Source organism: Variovorax sp. EBFNA2, assembly GCF_033802765.1.
GTDB classification, from domain to species: Bacteria; Pseudomonadota; Gammaproteobacteria; order Burkholderiales; family Burkholderiaceae_C; genus Variovorax; species Variovorax paradoxus_H.
The window spans coordinates 475,955-494,391 of the sequence record NZ_CP138497.1; the positions used below are offsets into that span (position 1 = coordinate 475,955).

Annotated in this window: 17 protein-coding genes; 12 read left to right on the top strand and 5 right to left on the bottom strand. The window is 64.6% G+C overall.

Going from position 1 to position 18,437, the window contains the following annotated elements; all coding sequences use genetic code 11:
• Positions 1-12: 12 nt before the first annotated feature.
• Complete coding sequence (locus RZE79_RS32600) at positions 13-1,512, bottom strand: bifunctional 3-(3-hydroxy-phenyl)propionate/3-hydroxycinnamic acid hydroxylase (RefSeq protein ID WP_319361418.1); 1,500 nt, start codon at positions 1,510-1,512, stop codon at positions 13-15.
• Positions 1,505-2,062, bottom strand: coding sequence for a VOC family protein (locus tag RZE79_RS32605; RefSeq protein WP_319361420.1), 558 nt, complete (start codon positions 2,060-2,062; stop codon positions 1,505-1,507). The genes RZE79_RS32600 and RZE79_RS32605 overlap by 8 nt, the downstream gene beginning before the upstream one ends.
• Before the next feature lie 147 nt (positions 2,063-2,209).
• Between RZE79_RS32605 and RZE79_RS32610 the strand changes: the two genes are divergently transcribed.
• The gene (locus RZE79_RS32610; protein ID WP_319361422.1) at positions 2,210-3,196 is read left to right on the top strand and encodes a tripartite tricarboxylate transporter substrate binding protein; all 987 of its coding nucleotides are present in this window, start codon (positions 2,210-2,212) and stop codon (positions 3,194-3,196) included.
• Positions 3,197-3,378: 182 nt separating this feature from the next.
• Here RZE79_RS32610 and RZE79_RS32615 read toward each other — a convergent pair whose 3' ends face one another.
• On the bottom strand, positions 3,379-3,663 hold the full coding sequence (locus tag RZE79_RS32615) for a hypothetical protein (RefSeq protein ID WP_319361424.1): 285 nt from the start codon (positions 3,661-3,663) through the stop codon (positions 3,379-3,381).
• 849 nt (positions 3,664-4,512) lie between these two features.
• Positions 4,513-5,550, bottom strand: coding sequence for a site-specific integrase (locus RZE79_RS32620; RefSeq protein WP_319361426.1), 1,038 nt, complete (start codon positions 5,548-5,550; stop codon positions 4,513-4,515).
• 196 nt (positions 5,551-5,746) lie between these two features.
• Between RZE79_RS32620 and RZE79_RS32625 the strand changes: the two genes are divergently transcribed.
• The 11 genes from RZE79_RS32625 (at position 5,747) to RZE79_RS32675 (ending at position 17,274) form a co-directional block, all read left to right on the top strand.
• The gene (locus RZE79_RS32625; protein WP_319361428.1) at positions 5,747-6,733 is read left to right on the top strand and encodes a DNA-binding protein; all 987 of its coding nucleotides are present in this window, start codon (positions 5,747-5,749) and stop codon (positions 6,731-6,733) included.
• A gap of 315 nt (positions 6,734-7,048) precedes the next feature.
• The gene (locus RZE79_RS32630; RefSeq protein WP_319361430.1) at positions 7,049-7,381 is read left to right on the top strand and encodes a helix-turn-helix domain-containing protein; all 333 of its coding nucleotides are present in this window, start codon (positions 7,049-7,051) and stop codon (positions 7,379-7,381) included.
• Positions 7,371-8,633, top strand: coding sequence for a HipA domain-containing protein (locus RZE79_RS32635; RefSeq protein ID WP_319361432.1), 1,263 nt, complete (start codon positions 7,371-7,373; stop codon positions 8,631-8,633). The genes RZE79_RS32630 and RZE79_RS32635 overlap by 11 nt, the downstream gene beginning before the upstream one ends.
• Before the next feature lie 418 nt (positions 8,634-9,051).
• Entirely contained in the window at positions 9,052-9,387 is a 336-nt protein-coding gene (locus tag RZE79_RS32640) for a hypothetical protein (protein WP_319361434.1), read from the top strand.
• 393 nt (positions 9,388-9,780) lie between these two features.
• The gene (locus RZE79_RS32645; RefSeq protein ID WP_319361435.1) at positions 9,781-10,701 is read left to right on the top strand and encodes a dihydrodipicolinate synthase family protein; all 921 of its coding nucleotides are present in this window, start codon (positions 9,781-9,783) and stop codon (positions 10,699-10,701) included.
• Entirely contained in the window at positions 10,698-11,885 is a 1,188-nt protein-coding gene (locus RZE79_RS32650; protein WP_319361436.1) for a mandelate racemase/muconate lactonizing enzyme family protein, read from the top strand. Before RZE79_RS32645 ends, RZE79_RS32650 begins: the two co-directional genes overlap by 4 nt.
• A gap of 8 nt (positions 11,886-11,893) precedes the next feature.
• A complete protein-coding gene (locus RZE79_RS32655) occupies positions 11,894-12,793 on the top strand; it encodes a 2-dehydro-3-deoxygalactonokinase (RefSeq protein ID WP_373696588.1) in 900 nt (299 codons plus the stop codon).
• Positions 12,790-13,386, top strand: coding sequence for a 2-dehydro-3-deoxy-6-phosphogalactonate aldolase (locus RZE79_RS32660; RefSeq protein WP_319361440.1), 597 nt, complete (start codon positions 12,790-12,792; stop codon positions 13,384-13,386). Before RZE79_RS32655 ends, RZE79_RS32660 begins: the two co-directional genes overlap by 4 nt.
• Positions 13,371-14,405: a tripartite tricarboxylate transporter substrate binding protein gene (locus RZE79_RS32665; protein WP_319361442.1), complete on the top strand. Its 1,035-nt coding sequence runs from the start codon at positions 13,371-13,373 to the stop codon at positions 14,403-14,405. Before RZE79_RS32660 ends, RZE79_RS32665 begins: the two co-directional genes overlap by 16 nt.
• A complete protein-coding gene (locus RZE79_RS32670) occupies positions 14,402-15,421 on the top strand; it encodes a tripartite tricarboxylate transporter substrate binding protein (RefSeq protein ID WP_319361444.1) in 1,020 nt (339 codons plus the stop codon). The genes RZE79_RS32665 and RZE79_RS32670 overlap by 4 nt, the downstream gene beginning before the upstream one ends.
• Before the next feature lie 212 nt (positions 15,422-15,633).
• Entirely contained in the window at positions 15,634-17,274 is a 1,641-nt protein-coding gene (locus RZE79_RS32675; RefSeq protein WP_319361446.1) for an SMP-30/gluconolactonase/LRE family protein, read from the top strand.
• Between the two features lie 100 nt (positions 17,275-17,374).
• Here RZE79_RS32675 and RZE79_RS32680 read toward each other — a convergent pair whose 3' ends face one another.
• Positions 17,375-18,394, bottom strand: a complete 1,020-nt coding sequence (locus RZE79_RS32680) for a porin (protein WP_319361448.1) — start codon at positions 18,392-18,394, stop codon at positions 17,375-17,377.
• Positions 18,395-18,437: the final 43 nt, after the last annotated feature.

Here is an 18,437-nt window from a genome sequence, read left to right on the forward strand (position 1 = left end):
CCAATGAATAGTTCATGGCGCGACGGGGAGGTATTGCGAAATGCGATCCAGATCAGCCCCCGACCGCGCCACGCCGACGATATATCGGTCGGGCCGCAGTATCACGGCATTGGCGTCATGCGCCTGCAGCCAGGCGTCCAGGCGCGGATCGGGGCGGTCGATGACCACGGCATCGCTGTGCAACCAGCGCTGCACCGTCGCCGGCGCCGCCGCCGACAGCGTGTTGCTGTGTCCGATGACGGCGCTTCGGCGGCCGAGCAGCTCATCGAGCAGGCGCCCGTCCGCCAGCCGTGGTTGCGGAAAGGGCCGGCCGGCGGGGCTGTCTGCCGCGGTGTCGAATGCGCCTGCGCCGAGCAGCTGCGGTGGCAGCTCGAAGATCTCCGGCTGGCCGGCCTTGAACTTCGCGTCGCGCTCGGCGGCCTGCTGCAAGTCGGTGGTCTGGATGATGCTGCCCAGGCGCACGGCGAGTTCGATCAGCGCGCGCACGTGCGGCTTGCGTTCGGACTCGTAGGTGTCCAGCAGGGTGTGCGGTGCGCGGCCGGCAAGCACCGCATCGAGTTTCCACGCGAGGTTCGAGGCATCGCGGATGCCCGCGCACATGCCCTGCCCGAGAAAGGGCGGCGTCTGGTGGCACGCGTCGCCGGCCAGGAACAGGCGACGCTCGCGCCATCCGTCGGCAATCACCGAGTGGAAGGTGTAGATGGCTGCGCGCTCGAGCGTGGCCTGATCCCGGCGCACCCAGGGCGCCACCATTTCCCACAGACGGTCCGGCTGGACGAGCGCCTCGCGGTCGTCGCCGGGCAGCACCATGATCTCCCAGCGCCGGCGTGCGCCCACCACGTGGCAGTAGGTCATGGGTCGGCGCGGATCGCAGTGCTGCACCGTGTGATCGGGCAGGTCCACCGGCTGCGTCAGCATGACGTCGAACACCAGCCAGGGCTGGCGCAAGCCGAGATCGACCATGGGGCTTGCGATGTGCTGGCGGATCGGGGAGCGGGCGCCGTCGCAACCGACGACGAACCGGGCCTGCGCCGACTGCACCTGGCCGGTGTCCATCGCGCGAAAGCTCAGCGTGGCGACATCGGCGTCCTGCCGGACATCGATGAACTCATGCCGCAGCTTGACCTCGACCTGCCCAAAACGCGCGATGCCGTCGCGCAGCACGGCTTCCAGCTGCGGCTGGTGAAAGTAGTAGTTGTTGGCGCACCCGTGAGGGCCGAGCGCGGCCGTGCCGCCGCGGATGAGCATCGTCTCGCCCGCGCCGTTGACGAAATGCATGCCCTGTGTGCCGGGCCGGGAGATCGCCAGCACCTGCTCGCGAAGACCAGCCGCTTGAAAGGTGCGCAGCACCTCGCCGTCGAAGTGGATCGCACGCGGCAGCGAAAACACGCCGGCCTCTTTCTCCAGCACCAGCACCGACCGGCCTGCGGCGCCCAGCAGGTTGGCCAGCATCGCGCCGGTCGGCCCCAGGCCCACGATGGCCACGTCGTACACGTGCGAGCGCTCAGGCATGCTGGTCTTCCTGCATGCGGCGCGCGATGTCGGCCTGCCATTGCGCGCGGCTCATGAACTTGGGAAAGCGCTTCGCGATGGCCTCGGCCTGCGCAAGGATGGCTTCGTCCGGCTGGGCCAGGTCGATGGGCTCGCGCAGCGGCTGGTCGCAGTACCACGGCGTGTCCATGAACAGCTCGAGCCGGTTGCCCTCCGGATCGCGGCAATACACCGACACCGCGTTGCCGTGGGTGACCGGGTGCATGTCGGTGGCGCCTTCGGACAGCAGGCGGTCATGAAAGCCGCGCAGCGTGGCCAGGTCGGGCACCCGGAAGGAGATCTGGTTCACCACGTTGAAAGCCATGTCCGCCGGCCGACCCGTGGCGAGCACCAGCTGGTGGTGTTCAGCAGGGTCGCGGCTCAGGAACACCAGCTGCACCGTGCCCAGGTCGCCCGCATCCGTCTGCGTGAAGCGAAGCGCCCGCTTGTAGAAACCCGCCATGCGGGGCAGGTCGGTGACGTACAGGCCGATGTGGCTGAACTGCAGATTCGATGTCGGGGAAGCTTGCATCAATTTGTCTCCATCTGAGAACCGTCGGCGTCAACGGGTCGTCGATTTGGTGAATCATACATAAATTATCGTATTTTGATATTTAGATGTTTTTCGTATGATTCGATCTCGTGCAATTGGCACGGATTCGCAGATGGAGACAAATTCATGACCTTCCTCAAGAGGCTCGCCGTCCGTTCGTCGGTCCTGGCGCTGGCCGCGGGCTTCGCCTGGGGCGCCACCGCTGCCCCTGCGGCCGACTACCCCACCAAGCCGGTGCGCATCATTGCCCCCTTCCCGGCAGGCAGCGGCCCTGACGCCAACGCCCGGGAGCTCGCGGCCGAGCTCACCAAAATCCTGGGACAGTCGTTCTTCGTCGAGAACAGGCCGGGCGCCTCGAACATCATCGGCACCGAGGTGGCGGCCAGGGCACCTGCGGACGGCTACTCGCTGTACATCGGCACCACCAGCTCGCTGTCGGTGGTGCCGCACCTGTACAACAAGCTGCCGTTCAATGCGGAGCGCGACTTCGCGCCGATCAGCCTGCTGGGCGTGCTCAACACCGGGCTGATCGCGCACCCGGGCGTGCAGGCCAGCGACGCGCGCGGGCTCATCGCCCAGCTCAAGGCCAGGCCCGATGTCGCGTCGGTCGCCACGCAAGGCATCGGAAGCTATTCGCACCTGTCGGCCGTGTGGTTCAACAACGTCGCGGGCGTGAAGGCCAGCCTCATTCCGTACAACAGCAACAGCCCCTACACCGACCTGCTGGCGGGCCAGATCCAGTTGATGTTCGACGGCCTGCCGGCCGCCGCGAGCAACGTGCAGGCGGGCAAGCTCAAGCTGCTGGCCATCACCGGCAAGGAGCGCCACCCCAGCTTTCCGAACGTGCCCACGTTCGCGGAGCAGGGCCTGCCCGACTACGCGCCCATCGCCTGGCAAGGCGTGCTGGCGCCCGCGGGCACGCCACCGGCCGTCCTGGAGAAACTCAGTGCGGCCATGCGCAAGGTCTGCCAGTCGCCTGAGCTGGCGAAGAAGTGGCGCGACTACGGCGGCGAGCTGCGCTGCAACACGCCGGCCGAGTTCACGGCGTTCATCAACGCGGACCGCGCCATGTGGGGCAAGGTGATTCGCGAGGCAGGCGTGAAGCTGGACTGATCGCGTCACACATCAATCGATCCTCACCCTCAACCTTGCACCCGCGGATGTCTGGGAGCTATCCGGCGGGCCAAGCGGGGGCACATGACCCCAGTTGGGCGCCGCCATTCTTGCGCCCATGAAAACAGCACGAAGGCCAAGCGCGGGTTCACGCCCTCCAACCAACGAATAGCTCAGGTCTTTCAGTGAAGGCCGCTGCGGCGCATGGCTCGAGCGCTAGCCGCATGCTCAGCCTCCTCGATCTCTTCCGGGTCGAACATCAAGATGGGATGGGCTAGCTGCGCCAGGCGCCTGGGGTCTTCGTCGGGTGAGCGATGAAACAGCGCGCGGCTGATTTCAATGAGCCAGACTTCGTCGATACAGCCGTCGCACTGTTCTCTGAGTTCGTCTTCCAACTCGTGCCACCAAGCCTCCTGATCTGTCAGAGGGCGGCCGGCAATCACGATGGGGCTGGCGGGCTTCCACATGGACGAATGCTACTTCCTGTTTGGCTACGTGCGTATCTGCGCGGCCGGGATTTCTTCGGCGCATACGTAGTCGGGAATGTGTCGAGAAGAGGCAAAAATGCGTCGCCCCGAGGGGAGGACAGAAGCCGCTTTGCGCCGACTGCGAAAAAATCGAAACTGGACACCTGTCAGGTAGCTGGGCCAAGTGGGGGGGCGAAAACGACAAAGGTGCCGGCTGGAGTCCAGGCTAGGGGATGGCCAGGCCCACCCGTACCGTCGAGCAACTGCAGGCCCTGCTGATCGAGCGCATTGAGGCCATCCCCGACCTGCGTGGCCAGGCGATCGACGTGAACCGGAGCGGGGTGATCTAGATGGCCGGGGCGACGACGGCGGCCCGAATCGGACTGCGTGTGTGGTCAGCGATCGCTGCGCGCGCCGCAGCGACATCAGACGAATCGTGCGCGAACTGCAGATGCGGTTCGACTTCGAGGGCTAGCGTCAGTGATGCGCTGCGTTCAGAAATCGAGGTGATGTGATGAGCGAAGAGGTAGCAGGAGATCTCGAGAAGCGCGTGACACTCTTTTCGCAGGTCCGCATCCTGCCCTTTGACTTGGGTTGCACGTGAGCGCTGTGCTGCGCTGTTTCCACTCGCGCCCCCAGCTTGGGGCAGCGGGCGCAGTCGGCATCAGTCCGGGGCGCGCGAAAAGCGGCTGTTCTGAGTTGCGGCCATTCCGGCCGTGACCCGTCTTCCTCGTAGGAGCAGGAGCGAAACGTCGGGGGTGTAGGCAGCGGCAGGCGGACTCAGCGTCTGCATGCGGACGCAACCTTCAAGGCTGGCCTGCTGCCGCAGGACGGCGGGCCGGTAAGGCATCAAGGGTCATCAAGCAGCTTGCCCGCTTTGCCGGCCAGGGTGCTCAAGGCGCGGAAATACCCCACGACGCTCGCGACGCTCTGGTGGCCAGTCATTGCCATCGTTTCGGCCAAAGGCAGGTTCTGACGGCCAGCTTCGGTAACGAATCCCGATCTCAGCGAGTGGGCGGAGAAATCGCCCTCCACGCCGGCGAGCGCACACCGCTCCTTGACGATGTCGCGCACTGCCGCCGCGCTGAGCGCCTCGCCCAGATGTCCGCCTTTGCGCACCCGTCGAAACAGCGCCCCGCTAACGATGCCGCTGGAAGCCAGCCAGGCCTGCATCGCTTCACCGGCGCTGCCGGTCAGCGGCTTGATGTCTTGAGGCCGCTCCACGCCCGCTTGATTGGTCTTGGAATGCGCAAGCATGTAGAGGAAGACCGCCGGCTCGATGCGACGCAGGTTTTCTACCGTGGCAGCGGCAACCTCTGAGCGGCGGCGCCCCCCGGTGGCCCATGCGAACGACAGCAGCGCGCGATCCCGCCGGCCGCGCAACGAATCGTCGCAGGTGGCGAGGATGGCCTGCAAGGGTTCCTTGCTCAGCGCGCGCTGCTTGCGGGGGAGGGCGCCGCGCTTGGCATAGGCGCGCCGCGTCTTGGCCAGCAGTTCGCGCACCAGCGCATCACCGCAGGGATTGGGCTGTTGCGCCAGCTGATGGGTCTTGGACAGCACCGCGATCCGATGCACCACGGTGCTGAAGGCAGGTGCGCCCAGTTTGCCTTTGTAGCCATGGTCCACCAGTAGGCGATCCACCGCAGCCGGCAGCTGCGATACCAGGCCCGTCGGGGTCGTTCGCTCGGCATGGTCCACGATGAATTGAACGACCGCGGGCGTCGGCACGGGCAGGCGCATTGGCTGGCCATAGCGCGCGGCAAACCACGCAGCCCAGTAGCGCAGGGCCGAGCGGTAGGCGGCCAGCGTGTTCACCGATTCGCCTTCGCGCAGCAGCGCGCGCGCGGCGTCTTCCGCCATTTCCGACAGCTTCGCTGGATCGAGCATGGGGTGACTCTTGAGGCTGACCTCCGTCCCGGAGATTCTCGCGGCCTGAGTTTTCATATTATTTAATACATTTCATGTATGATGTATTACATATAAAGAATATAGCCCTCGATAAGTTTTCATTATCGAGGGTAAAAAGCCGAGATTGGAGCAGCACATGGAAAGCGGGAGTTCGAGGGGCATCCAGGAGCCGCAGGTGTGGGCCGCCGCTGATCAGTTGCTCGCGGAGGGGCTGCGACCCACCATCGAGCGGGTCCGGCAGAAAATCGGCCGCGGATCGCCCAACACCGTGAGCCCGATGCTCGAGCGCTGGTTTGCGACATTGGGAAAGCGGCTGGGCAACGGCTCGGGCGGAGCTGCGCAAAGTCCGACAACGAACGCCATGCCCCCGGCACTGCTGCAAGTCGCCCATCAGCTATGGGATGCCGCGCGCGCGGAGTCGGCCAAGACACAGGCGCAGCAGGCCGAGGCGCTGCGCCGCGAGATCGAACTCAAGGCCGCGGGGCTGGAGGATCAGCAAGCGCAGTTGCGTCAGCGCGAGGTTGCGTTCGAGCACACCCGCGGCAGTCTGGAAAGCGCGCTGGCCTCATCGCGGCAGGCACTCGAATCGGTGAAAGGACAGCTGTCGGAGGCGGCCCGGCAACAGGACAGTGCTCAGGGCGAGATCCGGCGTCTGCGGGATGCGCTTGCGCAGTTCCAGGCGCAACTGGACGCGCAGCGGCTCGAGCACCGCGCCGCCGTGACCGCTCGCGAGGAAGCCTTGAAGGAAGCCCAAGCGCGGCACGCGGCGCGTGAGCACCGATTGCTGGCCGACATCGATCGGGAGCGCGTGGCGTCCCGCCAGGCGGCCTCCGAACTTGCGAAGGAGCACAAGCTGCGCGCCCGCAACGAGGAAGAGGGCGCCTCGAAGCTGGAGGCCGAGCGCGCCGCCACACGCGATGCTGAAAAACTGGCGGAGCAATTGCGTGCCGACCTCGCCGCAAAATCGGCCGAGCTTGCGCAGTTGCAAGCAGAGATGCGGTCGACCAAGCAGACGCACGACGAAGCTCGAACCCGACTTGCGGCAGAAGAACGTGCGCATGAGCTGACGCGCGGCTTGCTGGCCAATGCTCTTGCGACGAAGCCGAAGGAAGGGAAAGAGGCAAGGGGCCGCAAGTCGGCAGCGAGGCCTCGCTCCAGCTGATTGGCTGGGGGCTCGAATCGGCTCGGCTCAGAACCCGGCGACACCTTGCACCTGCGCAATGGCAGCTATTGGTTGCACGTCGAACATGTCGCCGCTCGGGGCCTCCTTCGTTCACTTCTGAGGAGGGGCGTACCCCGCCACGGTCCCCCGCATGGCAACCGGGCGTGCGCAAATGCTGTAATAAATTGCCTAAAATATCCGGCGTTATCAAGATATTTGCCTATTTTGGCAATCTCTCTTCCGCGTCTCCGGCTTGTCTTTCATGGACTCAATGCCTAATATTGCGGGCGTTGACTATATGAAATGCCTATTTCAATGAGCAAATTCGTGATGCCGATGCAAGCCACCGAGCGGATTGCACAGCTGGGGCAACGCATTCGGGTGGCGCGGCTTCGGCGCGGCTGGTCGATCGCCGATCTCGCTAGCAAGGCGGGCATCAACCGAAATACCCTCACGGCACTAGAACTCGGCAAGCCAGGTACGGCCATCGGCGTGTGCTTCACGGTACTGTGGGCACTCGGCCTGGACAAGTCTCTGGACGCTGTTGCGGATCCCGACAGCGATCTGCACGGCAAGGCGCTCGAAGCGTCGCGCCGCCCGACACGGGCGGGTAAGGCCCGGAAGGCGAACGACGACTATGACTTCTGAGCGAGAAGCCTATGTTTACATTCAGCTGCCCGGCACGTTGGAAACGGTGCCGGCAGCACTGCTCAGAGTGCAGACACTGCCCGATGGCACGCAAATAGGGCGGTTTCGCTACGGCGACCGCTACCTTCAGCGCCAAGAGGCGGTGGCACTCGATCCATTCCAGCTGCCTCTTGCCAAGGAAGTCTTCGAGTTCACCCAACTCAAAGGGATCCCTGGTGCGGTTCGAGACGCGGGACCCGACGCCTGGGGACGGCGCGTGATCGAGCACAAGCTCGAGCGCAGCGCGGCCGACCTCCAGGAAATCGACTATCTGCTGCACGGCCCACAAGACGGGGCAGGGTACCTGAGCTTCGGACTGAAGGCCGAACCGCCCGCGCCCAAGCGACAGTACAACCGCACGCACCAATTGGCCGAGCTGATCGCTGCCACGCAGGCGATCGAAGAGGGGCGTCCAGTGGCCGCACATCTGCTCGAGCAGCTTGATCCAGGCACCAGCATGGGCGGTGCGCGGCCAAAGGCCACGATCGAGGATGCGCAAAGCCTCTGGCTGGGCAAGTTTCCTGCCAAAGATGACCGCTTCAATCTGCAGCGCGTCGAATTTGCAACGCTCGACTTGGCACGCAGATGCGGCTTGAATGTCACACAGGCGCGGCTCCAGCCTGTGGGCGAGAGCGATGTGCTGATGTTGCAGCGCTTCGATCGCGACTACACCGACAAGGGCTACCTTCGCTTCGGTCTTGTCAGCGGCTTGACTGTGCTTGACTGCGGTGATAGCCACCTGGACCGCGAGCGCTGGTCCTACCCGCTGCTGGCCGACCATTTACGTCGATGGTCTGACAAGCCGGAAGCTGACTGCGCCGAACTCTTCAGGCGGATGGTCTTCAATGCTGCCGTGACCAACAACGATGATCATCCTCGCAACCACGCTCTGCTACGCAGGCAGAAGGGATGGCGGTTGTCGCCGGCCTACGACCTCGTGCCTGCTCCCGTTGTGAGCCTGGAGAGGCGCGATCTGGCGTTGACTGTCGGCGACTACGGCCGCACGGCCAGCGTCTACAACCTGCTGTCGCAGGCGGGGCGCTTCGGTTTATCGGGGGGGGACGCGCGTGAGGAAATCGATCGACTCGTCGACGTCGTTCGGCATTGGCGCGAAAGCTTCTTCGCCTGCGGCGTGTCGGCCAAGGACGTCGACTACATCGCCCCGGCCATCCTGCCTAGCTGCTTTTTCTTCGAGAGACGTCCTGATATGTGAGAGTGCGTATTCCGGCGAACGTGACCGACGATTCCGCTCTATCGTGACCGGTCGTCATGCGTTTTCGAGCGACGTGCCCGTTGCCAGAATCTGCATGACGCCTGCAGCCTTTGCACGCACCAGGGGAGGCAGTCATCGACGCTAGTTGCCCAGAATGGAAATTGACGCCGATATCAACAAGGTGAGGGCGTGCGGCCTCGGCGGCGATTTTCATCCGCTGATGGTGCGTGTGCGAAGCTGGACATCTCTGTCGTAGACGACTCGAGTAGGTTTCGCTCAGCGTTGGCTTCGGCTGTCTGCGGTTACAGCGGTTCGAGAATTGTGTGGGCAAGTACCAGGCATTCCCAGAAGGACATGCGGAAGGACTTGGCGTCAATTTCGTCGAACTTGAGTTCTGCTATTTCCGCTCGGGCGTCCAATGCGGAATCCGATCGCGCTACTTCCGGCGCTGATTCTCGCGGTGGCGGGTGCCTATGGGATTTTGCACGCGCAGCAGCCGACCGAAGCCAAAGAGCGGGCCGACAGCCAAGGGCGGACGCCGCGCTCGCGACCTGGCAGGCACTGCTCGAAGACAGCGAGCGGCGCGGGTAAAGGTCAAGGACGCGCCGACAAGTTCGCGGCCCAGCGCAACCAGGCGATGCAAGAGCTCTGGGAGATGACGGGCCAGCTCAAGGCCATGAAACGCTTACGGCGCAGATCCTCGAACGGGGCACGCTGCGCGACCTCATTCGTTAACAGCAAGACCAACGAATAGCACATTGACGCCAACCGTGCTCCGAGCGCGCCTCGGCCCATCTGCTTGCCAGGGGCGCATTCATCTTCAACGCTACGCCCGCGACGTCCCCGTCGGCCTGTGGGGATTGCATCAGACCCATAACCCTGGATTTTTCGCCCAAGTGCGCAAGAAGGATCTGCAGGCCAAGCGCTTGGCCGGGTGGTCGCCGTGATGTGGAACCTCTGGTTGGCCCAAAGTAATTTTCCGGTAGATGGAATTATGTGATGGCACTTCGGGAGTTTCACGCCTACGTCCGCGCGAAGACCCTCTGTTTCCAGGGAGGCAGGACGTAGGGCCTAGGTGTTTACACGGATGAGGATCTGAGTTTGAAACTCGATAATTCCATTCATCGGAACAAAATAGTTGAGCACCATGACTGCGCTTTCCTCGCTAACGGGTGTATTCCCCGTTCTTCCTACCCCTTTTGACGCCCACGGAAATCCCGACACGGCGTCCCTGCGCAAGCTTGTCGACTACCTGCTCCGGTGCGGGGTGGATGGACTGACCTATCCGGGCGTCGCCAGCGAAGTGGGTCAGTTGACTGTTGACGAGCGACAAGCGCTCGTTGATCTCGTGCTTGCCGAAGTGGCAGGCCGGGTGCCGGTGATCGCCGGCGTCTCGAGCAGCGACGCTGCGACCACCATCCGCCTTGCCGTTGCCGCGACCGAACGCGGGGCGGCGGCGCTGATGGTGGCGGTGCCACCGGATCGTAAAAACGCGGCCGAACAGATCGTCTACTTCAAGGAAGTCGCCAAGGCGGCGGGCGGCGCCGTTCTCATGTTGCAGAACGTGCCCCCTCCCGTAGGGGCGGGTTTGGACCCGGAAGTTCTGATCGAGGTTCTGCAGGCCGTTCCGTCGATCCGTTACGTCAAGGAAGAGACGTTGCCGAGCGGTCAGCGTCTTTCGGTACTGCGCGCGAAGGCGCCGGCCAACCTGCTCGGCGTTTTCGGCGGCGCGGGAGGGCGCTACATCACCGACGAACTGCGCCGGGGCGCCGCCGGAACCATGCCGGCCATTGAACTGGCGGAAGTGCATACGGCCTTGTTCAAGGCGCATCGCGAAGGAGATGCGGACCGCGTCCGCGCGCTTTTTACGCGCATGCTGCCTGTATTGAACGTGCAGGCCGTTTTTCGATGGTCACTGACGAAGTACGTGCTCAAGAAGCGGGGCCTGATCGCCGAGACCCGCCAGCGTATGCCTGGGCCGCTGCTTGATGAGATGGACAAGGCCGACGTGGACGCCTTCCTGCTGGACATCGACGACCTGCTGCTTGCGCAGGACCAGTTGCCATGACCGGCTTTGCAAAGATCGCGCAGGTCGAGAGCTTCATCGTCTCGCTGCCCCGCGATACGCCCTATCTCGGGCCCCTCGGGCCCGGCGAAAAAATCAACGACCGCGGCTATCTCGTGCGCAGCGGAAACCGGGCGATCTATCCATCGACGGACATGTCCGTCTTGATAAAGATCACCGCCGACGACGGCACGATCGGCTGGGGCGAGACCTACGGCATCGTCGCGCCCGATGCGGTCACGAGCATCATCGACGACGTGATCGGTCCGGTGATCGTGGGGCGCGATCCCCGCGACGCGGTGGTGATCCAAGAAGACCTCTATGACCTGATGCGCGTGCGCGGGTTCTTCGGAGGGTTCTATGTCGACGCCATCGCTGGCGTGGACATCGCGGTGTGGGATCTGTTCGGCAAGCTGCTCGGCCAGCCCGTCGTGAAGTTGCTCGGCGGTCAGCGCCACGAGACCGTGCCAGCCTATGTGTCCGGCCTTCCGGGGGCGACATTGGAGGCCCGGCTCGAACTCGCGCGCAGCTTCGTCGCGAGAGGCTTCGACGCCTTCAAGTACCACGCGGCCGTCTCGTTCGATGGCATCGTGGCCGAGATGCGAACGCTGCGCGAAGGCCTGGGCGACAAGGTCAAGCTGATGGTCGACCTGCATTGGAAGTTCACGGCGCAGGAAGCCGTCCAACTCATCGACCAGCTCGCCCCCTACAACCCCTATTTTGTCGAAGCACCCTGCCAGCCGGAGGATATCGAGGGCCAAGCTCACGTGGGTGCGAGCGTGCGGGTGCCACTCGCGCTGGGAGAGGAGTGGCGCACCGTCTTCGAGTACCGCCCGCGTCTGGAGCGGCGTGCGATGTCGATCGTGCAGCCCGAGATGGGGCACACGGGCATCAGCCAGTTCATGCAGATCGGGCGCATGGCGAATGCCTTTCACATGAAAGTGATTCCGCACGCCAGCATCGGGCTGGGCATCTACCAGGCCGCGAGCCTGCACGCGACGGCGGCGCTGCCCAATGCACCGATGCACGAGTACCAGCACTCCGTGTTCGACCGCAATCTGCAGTACGTGCACACCGCCATGCGTTGCGACGCCGGCGCTTTTCACCTTCCTGACGGGCCCGGACTCGGCATTGAGCCCGCCCCACACATCTGGCAATTCCTGAGAAAGAAGGGCGGCTCGCAATGAAGGCGTCATTGATTGCCATCGACTGGGGCACTTCCAACCTGCGCGCCAGCTTGCTCGACGCGCAGGGCGATCTGCTCGAAACGCGCAGCGCTTCGGGCGGCGTGATGGCCGTGCCCGAGCGGCGTTTCGCCGACGCATTGCTCGCCCTGTGCGGTGACTGGATCGACACGCATGCGGTGCCTCTGATTGCGAGCGGCATGATCGGCAGCCGCCAGGGCTGGCAGGAGGCGCCCTACATCGCATGCCCGGCGAGCCTGCCGGCGGCCGCTGCACAGTTGGTGAAAGTCGAGGTCAGGCCCGGCGCGGTGCTGCACATCGTGCCCGGTATCCGCTGCTTCGGTGCCGACGCGGTGCACGATGTCATGCGCGGTGAGGAAACCCAGCTGTGGGGCGCGGGCCTGGCCGCTGGCGACTGCTGCGTGCTGCCGGGCACGCACAGCAAATGGGCATGGCTGGGCGAGGAGGGCAACGTCGATCGCTTCGAGACTTTCATGACCGGCGAGCTCTATGGCCTGCTGACGAAGCACGGCATCCTCGGACGGCTCATGGAGTTCGGGACGGCTCGCCCCGAAACCTTTGATGCAGGTGTCAGACTGGGTTTGACACAACATGACAATGCCCTGCACGTCATCTTCGCGGCGCGTACGGCCGGTCTCATGGGAGACGTCGATCCTCGGGGCTTGCCTGATTACCTCTCGGGCATATTGATCGGTCTGGAAATCGCGAGCGCGACGGCGCGCCATCCCCAACGCTGCGTCACCTTGCTCGGTGACGACGATCTGTGCGGCCGGTACGAAACCGCGCTGGGCATCGCCGGAGTGGATTCGCGCCGGGCAAGCGAGGGCGCGACCACGCGGGGCCAATGGCGCGTCGCTGTCGAAGCCGGACTTGTGAAGGAACGCGCATGAAGGGCGTCATTGCAATCTTGCGTGGGATCACGCCCGGCGAAGTGCTGGCGGTGGGGCATGCACTGCAGGCGTGCGGCATCGGCTGCATCGAGGTGCCGCTCAATTCCCCGCAGGCGTTCGTCAGCATCGAAGCCCTCGTGCGCGAATTCGGTGACCGCCTGTCTGTCGGCGCAGGCACCGTCATGGATGCCGAACAGGTCGATCGCGTCGCCGACACGGGTGCTCAGCTGGTGTTGTCCCCGCACTTCGATGCGCAGGTGGTGCACCAAGCCAAAAAGCGCCGGCTGTATTCGATGCCGGGTGTCGCCACGCCGACCGAGGGCTTTGCTGCGCTGGCCGCGGGATGTGATGCGCTCAAGCTTTTCCCCTCCGAACTGCTCGGTACTGCCGCCCTGCGCGCATGGTCCTCCGTGTTTCCTGCCGGCACCCCGATGTTCAGCGTCGGCGGTGTCAGTGCCGACAACATCGGCGCCTACAAGAGCGCCGGTGCTGCAGGCGTTGGCATCGGATCGAGCCTGTATGCGCCGGGCATCGGCATCCAGGAGTTGACCCGTCGAGCCCAAGCGTTGATCGCTGGATGGGCGGCGGCCTGAAACAAAAGCAAGGAGACCGGATCGTGTTTCACAAAGACAGAAGAATCGTCCTGCGCCTGGCGCTCGCCTGTGTGCTGCCCGCCTTCAGCGGCGCGCATGCGCAGCCTGCCGTCCCCGCCTACCCGACCAAGCCGATCAAATTCGTGGTGCCGGTGCCGGCAGGCGGCGCTGCGGACGTGATGGCGCGCATGATTGCCACGCATCTGCAGACCAAGTGGGGGCAGGCGGTGGTGGTCGACAACAAACCCGGCGCCGGCTCCAGCGTGGGAATGGCGGTGGTCGCGAAGGCCGCGCCAGACGGCTACACCATCGGCATGGGCAATGTTGCCGCCAATGCCATCAACCCGGCCGTGAGGCCCGAGTCCTTTCCCTACGATCCGGTGAAGGACTTCGCCGCGGTCACGATGGTGGGCATCACGCCGCTGATTCTTGTGGTGAATCCGCAGAAGGTGCCCGCGCGCACACTGCCCGAGTTCGTCGCGTACCTCAAGGCTCACCCGGGCAAGCTCAGCTACGGCTCTTCCGGCGCGGGTTCGGCATTGCATGTGGGCATGGAGCTGTTCATGCAGAAGACGGGCACCTCGATGGTCCATGTCGGGTACAAAGGTTCGGCACCGATGCTGACGGATCTGCTCGGAGGCCAGATCGACGCCTCCATGGACGCGGCAGCCACCTCATGGCCGCAAGTTCAAACAGGCAAACTGCGGGCGCTTGGCATTTCCACCGCACAGCGCGCAGACTTCGCGCCCGACGTGCCGCCGATCGCCCAGTCCGTGAAAGGATTCGAGATGAATCCGTGGCACGGTGTGATGGCTCCCGCCGGTACACCGCCGGCCATCGTCGACAAACTCGCGACCGAGATCCAGGCATTTCTGCGCCAGCCCGACACCGAAACCAAGTTGCGCGACCGCGGCGTGGTGCGCGTCGGTTCCAGCGCCGCGGAGTTCGCGAAGACGCTGCGCGATGAAGCAGCGTTCTACAAGAAGCTGGTGGCCGACACCGGCATCAAGGCCGAATGAGCCGCCGATCCGACCCGCAGGCCATGACCTTTCAACGAACCGATCCCCGGCTCTCCCGCCGAAGCGCGCTGGCTCTGCTGAGCGCAACGGCAGCGTCCTCCTTCTGGCCCACGCTCGCCGGCGCCCAGGCGCCATGGCCCACGCGCCCCGTCACCGTGATCGTTCCGTTCGCGCCAGGGGGCGCGGGCAATGGCTCCGTGCGCATCCTGGCGGAACTGATCGGGCCACGCCTGGGCCAGCCCCTGGTGATCGACAACCGCCCGGGGGCTGGCGGGATCACGGGAACCGCCATGGTGACCTCGAGCAATGACGACCACACGCTGCTGATGGGGAGCACCACCATGACCATCCTGCCGGCGCTGCGCAGCGACCTGAGCTACGACGTGCAGCGCGACCTGCAGGCGGTGGGGATGATCTCGACGCAGCCGCTGGTGCTCGCCGTCGCCGCCGGCTCGCCGGTGCGCAGCCTGGACGACCTCATGTCCCGGGGACGCGCGGGCGAGTTGAGCGCTGGCAACAGCGGTGTCGGCACACTCTCGCACTTGACGACCGAATTGCTCAACAGCAAGCTGGGCACGCGCATCCTTCCGGTTCCCTACAAGGGCGACAGCGTGCTGATTCCCGATGTGGTGGCGGGCACCGTGTCGATGGGCGTGATGAATCTTCCGGTCGCACTGCCGTTGATCCAGGCGGGTCGCCTGCGCGCAGTGGCCGTCACGTCGGCGCAGCCTCTCGCGAATCTGACCGGTGTGCCGGTGCTGCGCACTCTCGGCGACGAGTTCGTGATCTCCGGCTGGGCCGCGCTCTTCGCCGCCAAGAAGGTCCCCCCTGCAGGCGTGGAGCGCCTCGCAGGGCTGCTGCGCGAAATCATCGCCACGACGGCCGTGCGCGAGCGTTTCGCGGGCTTCGGGGTCACTCCCCAGGTATCCACGCCATCACAGTTGCGCGACCATGTCCGCAATGAAACTGCGCGATGGACTGACCTGGTGCGCAGCCGCGGCATCAAGCTTGAATGAGCCTGTGATCGTCCATGCGCAGGTGCGGCTCGCACTAGAATTCGGCCAATGTTCCGCTGTTCGGAACTTCTCTGCGCATATCCATGACAAGCACCACTGGAGCCGCCTCTCAGGGAGATGGCACAGCCAAAACTCCATCGCCTGACAGGCTCAGCCGAACGTCCGACCCAGCGCGCCCGGCGGCTTCAGGTCCCGGTGTGCTGGAAAAGGCGATGCAATTGCTGAACATCGTGTCGGCACGCCGCACGCCGATGACGTTCACCGAACTGCTGCGCGCGTGTGACCTGCCCAAGGCCACATTGCACCGCATCATCGCGACGCTGGTGCGCGAAGGATTGCTGCGGCACAACGCCTACGACAAGACCTTTCAACTCGGATTGCGCCTGCTCGAGCTGGCCCACGATGTGTGGAGCGAGTTCGATCTGCGCGTGGCAGCGCAGGAAGAGCTTGCGCGAATGCGTGACGCACTCAACGAAACGGTGGAGCTCTCATTGCTCGATGGCACGTGCGTGGTCATCCTGGCCAGCGAGCCGGCGGGCGAGGTGCAGGGTGTGCGATCCGCGGTCGGGCAGCGCCTGCCGGTGCATGCGTCGGCTGCGGGCAAAGCCATTGCCGCGAGCCTGGATCCTTCTGGCCAGCGACGCCTGATCCAGGCGCTCGACCTCGAGCGCTTTACGCCGCGCACGATTGTGACGGCGACGGAACTGCATGCCGAACTCGACCTGGTGCGCGCGCGCGGCTATGCGATCGAACAGGGCGAGCGCGCCGTGGATCGAGCGGCGGTGGCTGCGCCCATCTTCGACTACGAAGGCCGTCCCATCGGGGCGGTCGCCATCAGCACCGACGCGAGTCGGCTCGATGAGGCGCGAGCCCATACCTTGTCGTCCGCACTGATGGGGGCATCGCGCAACATCTCGCACAGCGCCGCAGGCAAGGCGATGTCCATTGCAACGCAGGCGCCGCCCGAGACGGCGTCATCCGTCGACGTGGTCTGCGTGAGCGAAGTGCGTTCGCTCCTGGGCGAAGGTCCGGTATGGTCACCACGCGACAACGCGCTGTACTGGGTCGATATCCTCACGCCGTCCGTGCACCGATACGACGCGGCGACAGGCGTGGACACCGAGACACCGTTGGGAACGATGGTCAGCCTGGTGGTGCCCAAAGCCAGCGGCGGCCTGCTGGTTGCCACCCCTGGCGGGGTCATGGCACTTGATCTTTCCACGCGGCGGCTGACCTCCTTTTGCCACCCTGAAGCGGGTCGGGCCAACGTTCGCTACAACGACGGCAAATGCGACCGGCGGGGGCGCCTGTGGGTCGGCTCCATGGACATGGGCGCCGCGGCGAACCGGGGACACCTGTTTTGCATCGAGGCGAATGGCAGTTGGAAGCAGGTCGACACCGGCTTCACGGTGCCCAACGGCATCGGCTGGAGCCCCGACAACAAGACCATGTACGTCACCGACACGTACCGTCAGACCATCTACCGGTACGACTTCGATCTGGCCTCCGGCACTGTCGGCAACCGGCGTCCACTGATCACCATCGCCGCCTCCGACGGCAAGCCCGACGGTCTGACGGTTGACGACCAGGGTTGTCTATGGGTCGCCCTCTGGGACGCCTGGCAGATCGCGCGCTTTTCACCGGAAGGCCAACTCATGCAGCGCCTGCGTGTGCCGGTTCCTCGTCCGACGAGTTGCTGCTTCGGCGGGGACAACCTGGACACGCTGTATGTCACGAGTGCCTCGTTGCGCCTCAGCGAAGCGCAACTCGCAACAGCGCCGCTGTCGGGATCGCTTTTTTCCATTCAGCTGAAAGATGCGCGAGGCCTGCCCGAAGCCGCCTTCGCAGGTTGACGCGTCGCCCTGATTCGCGCGCTCGCGCATAAAAACAACCATGAAAGTGACCGCGTCCTCGAAGGGGCGGCGCGGCTGCTTGCGGCCCGCGCCTCGCTGATCAGAAGTAATGCCGCAGACCGAAGTCGTAGCCGGTCTTGCCGATAGTCTTGCCGGTTGAAGCCCAGCCCTTGGCGGCGGTATAGGCGAATGCCGCCGCCTTGGGATCGTGCACCACGTCGGTGTAAAGAACGGTGCGCTTCGACAGGTAGTGGTAGTAGCCCACGGCAACCCGCGACTGGATCAATTGATCGTCCGCCTTGGTGCGCGTGTAGGACACCCGAATGTTGCCGGCGCCGACAGGAACGTTCACGCCGACCATCTGGTTGCGAATGGCTTGCGCGGCCGTGTTGGTGCCTGAACCGATGCCCCCGTACAGCCGCAGCACGCCGAAATCGTACTGACCCGACAGGTAGGCCCAGTGGTCGCGCGGCCTGGATGGGTTGATGTACGACACGCCGACCTGGACGGGACCGGATGCATAGATCAGGGACGCCGCATAGGGTCGGTTGCCCGTGGGATCTGTGCCTTCGCGCATGGCGCTTTGGGCGCGCAGCGTGAAGCCAGCCATGGTCAACGCGTAGTTGATCGAATTGTTCGTTCGCACGGTATCGATCGCACCCGGTGCCCCGTTGCCTCGGGAAATGCCGCCTCGGGCGCCGTAGCCGCCCGCCAGGCCGTCCTGCCCGAAGGGATCGGCCCCCGCTTCGACATAGTGGCTGGGATTGATGTCTCGTCCCACGGTCACGCGTCCAAAGGCGCCTTCCAGGCCCACGGTCGAGCGCCCTCCGAAGTACGTCGTGGCGTTGAACTGCGTGCCATCGTCGGGATTGATCTGGGTTTCAAGTTGGAAGATGGCCTTGAGACCTCCCCCCAGGTCTTCGGCCCCGCGGAACCCGAGCCGGCTCGTGGCGCCCGTACCCATCGTTTTGACGTTGGTTCCGTCGTATTTCCCGGTGGCGATGTCCATGAGGCCGTAGATCGTCACATTGGACTGTGCTGTGGCAATGCCGGCCAGAGGAACGAGCACGAGCGCAGGCAGCAGCTTGCCTAGCGGACGGCGATGAAAGGGGCGGTGCACGAGAGTCGTCTCCTGTTTAAAAAGTCCATTGATTGGAACCAAT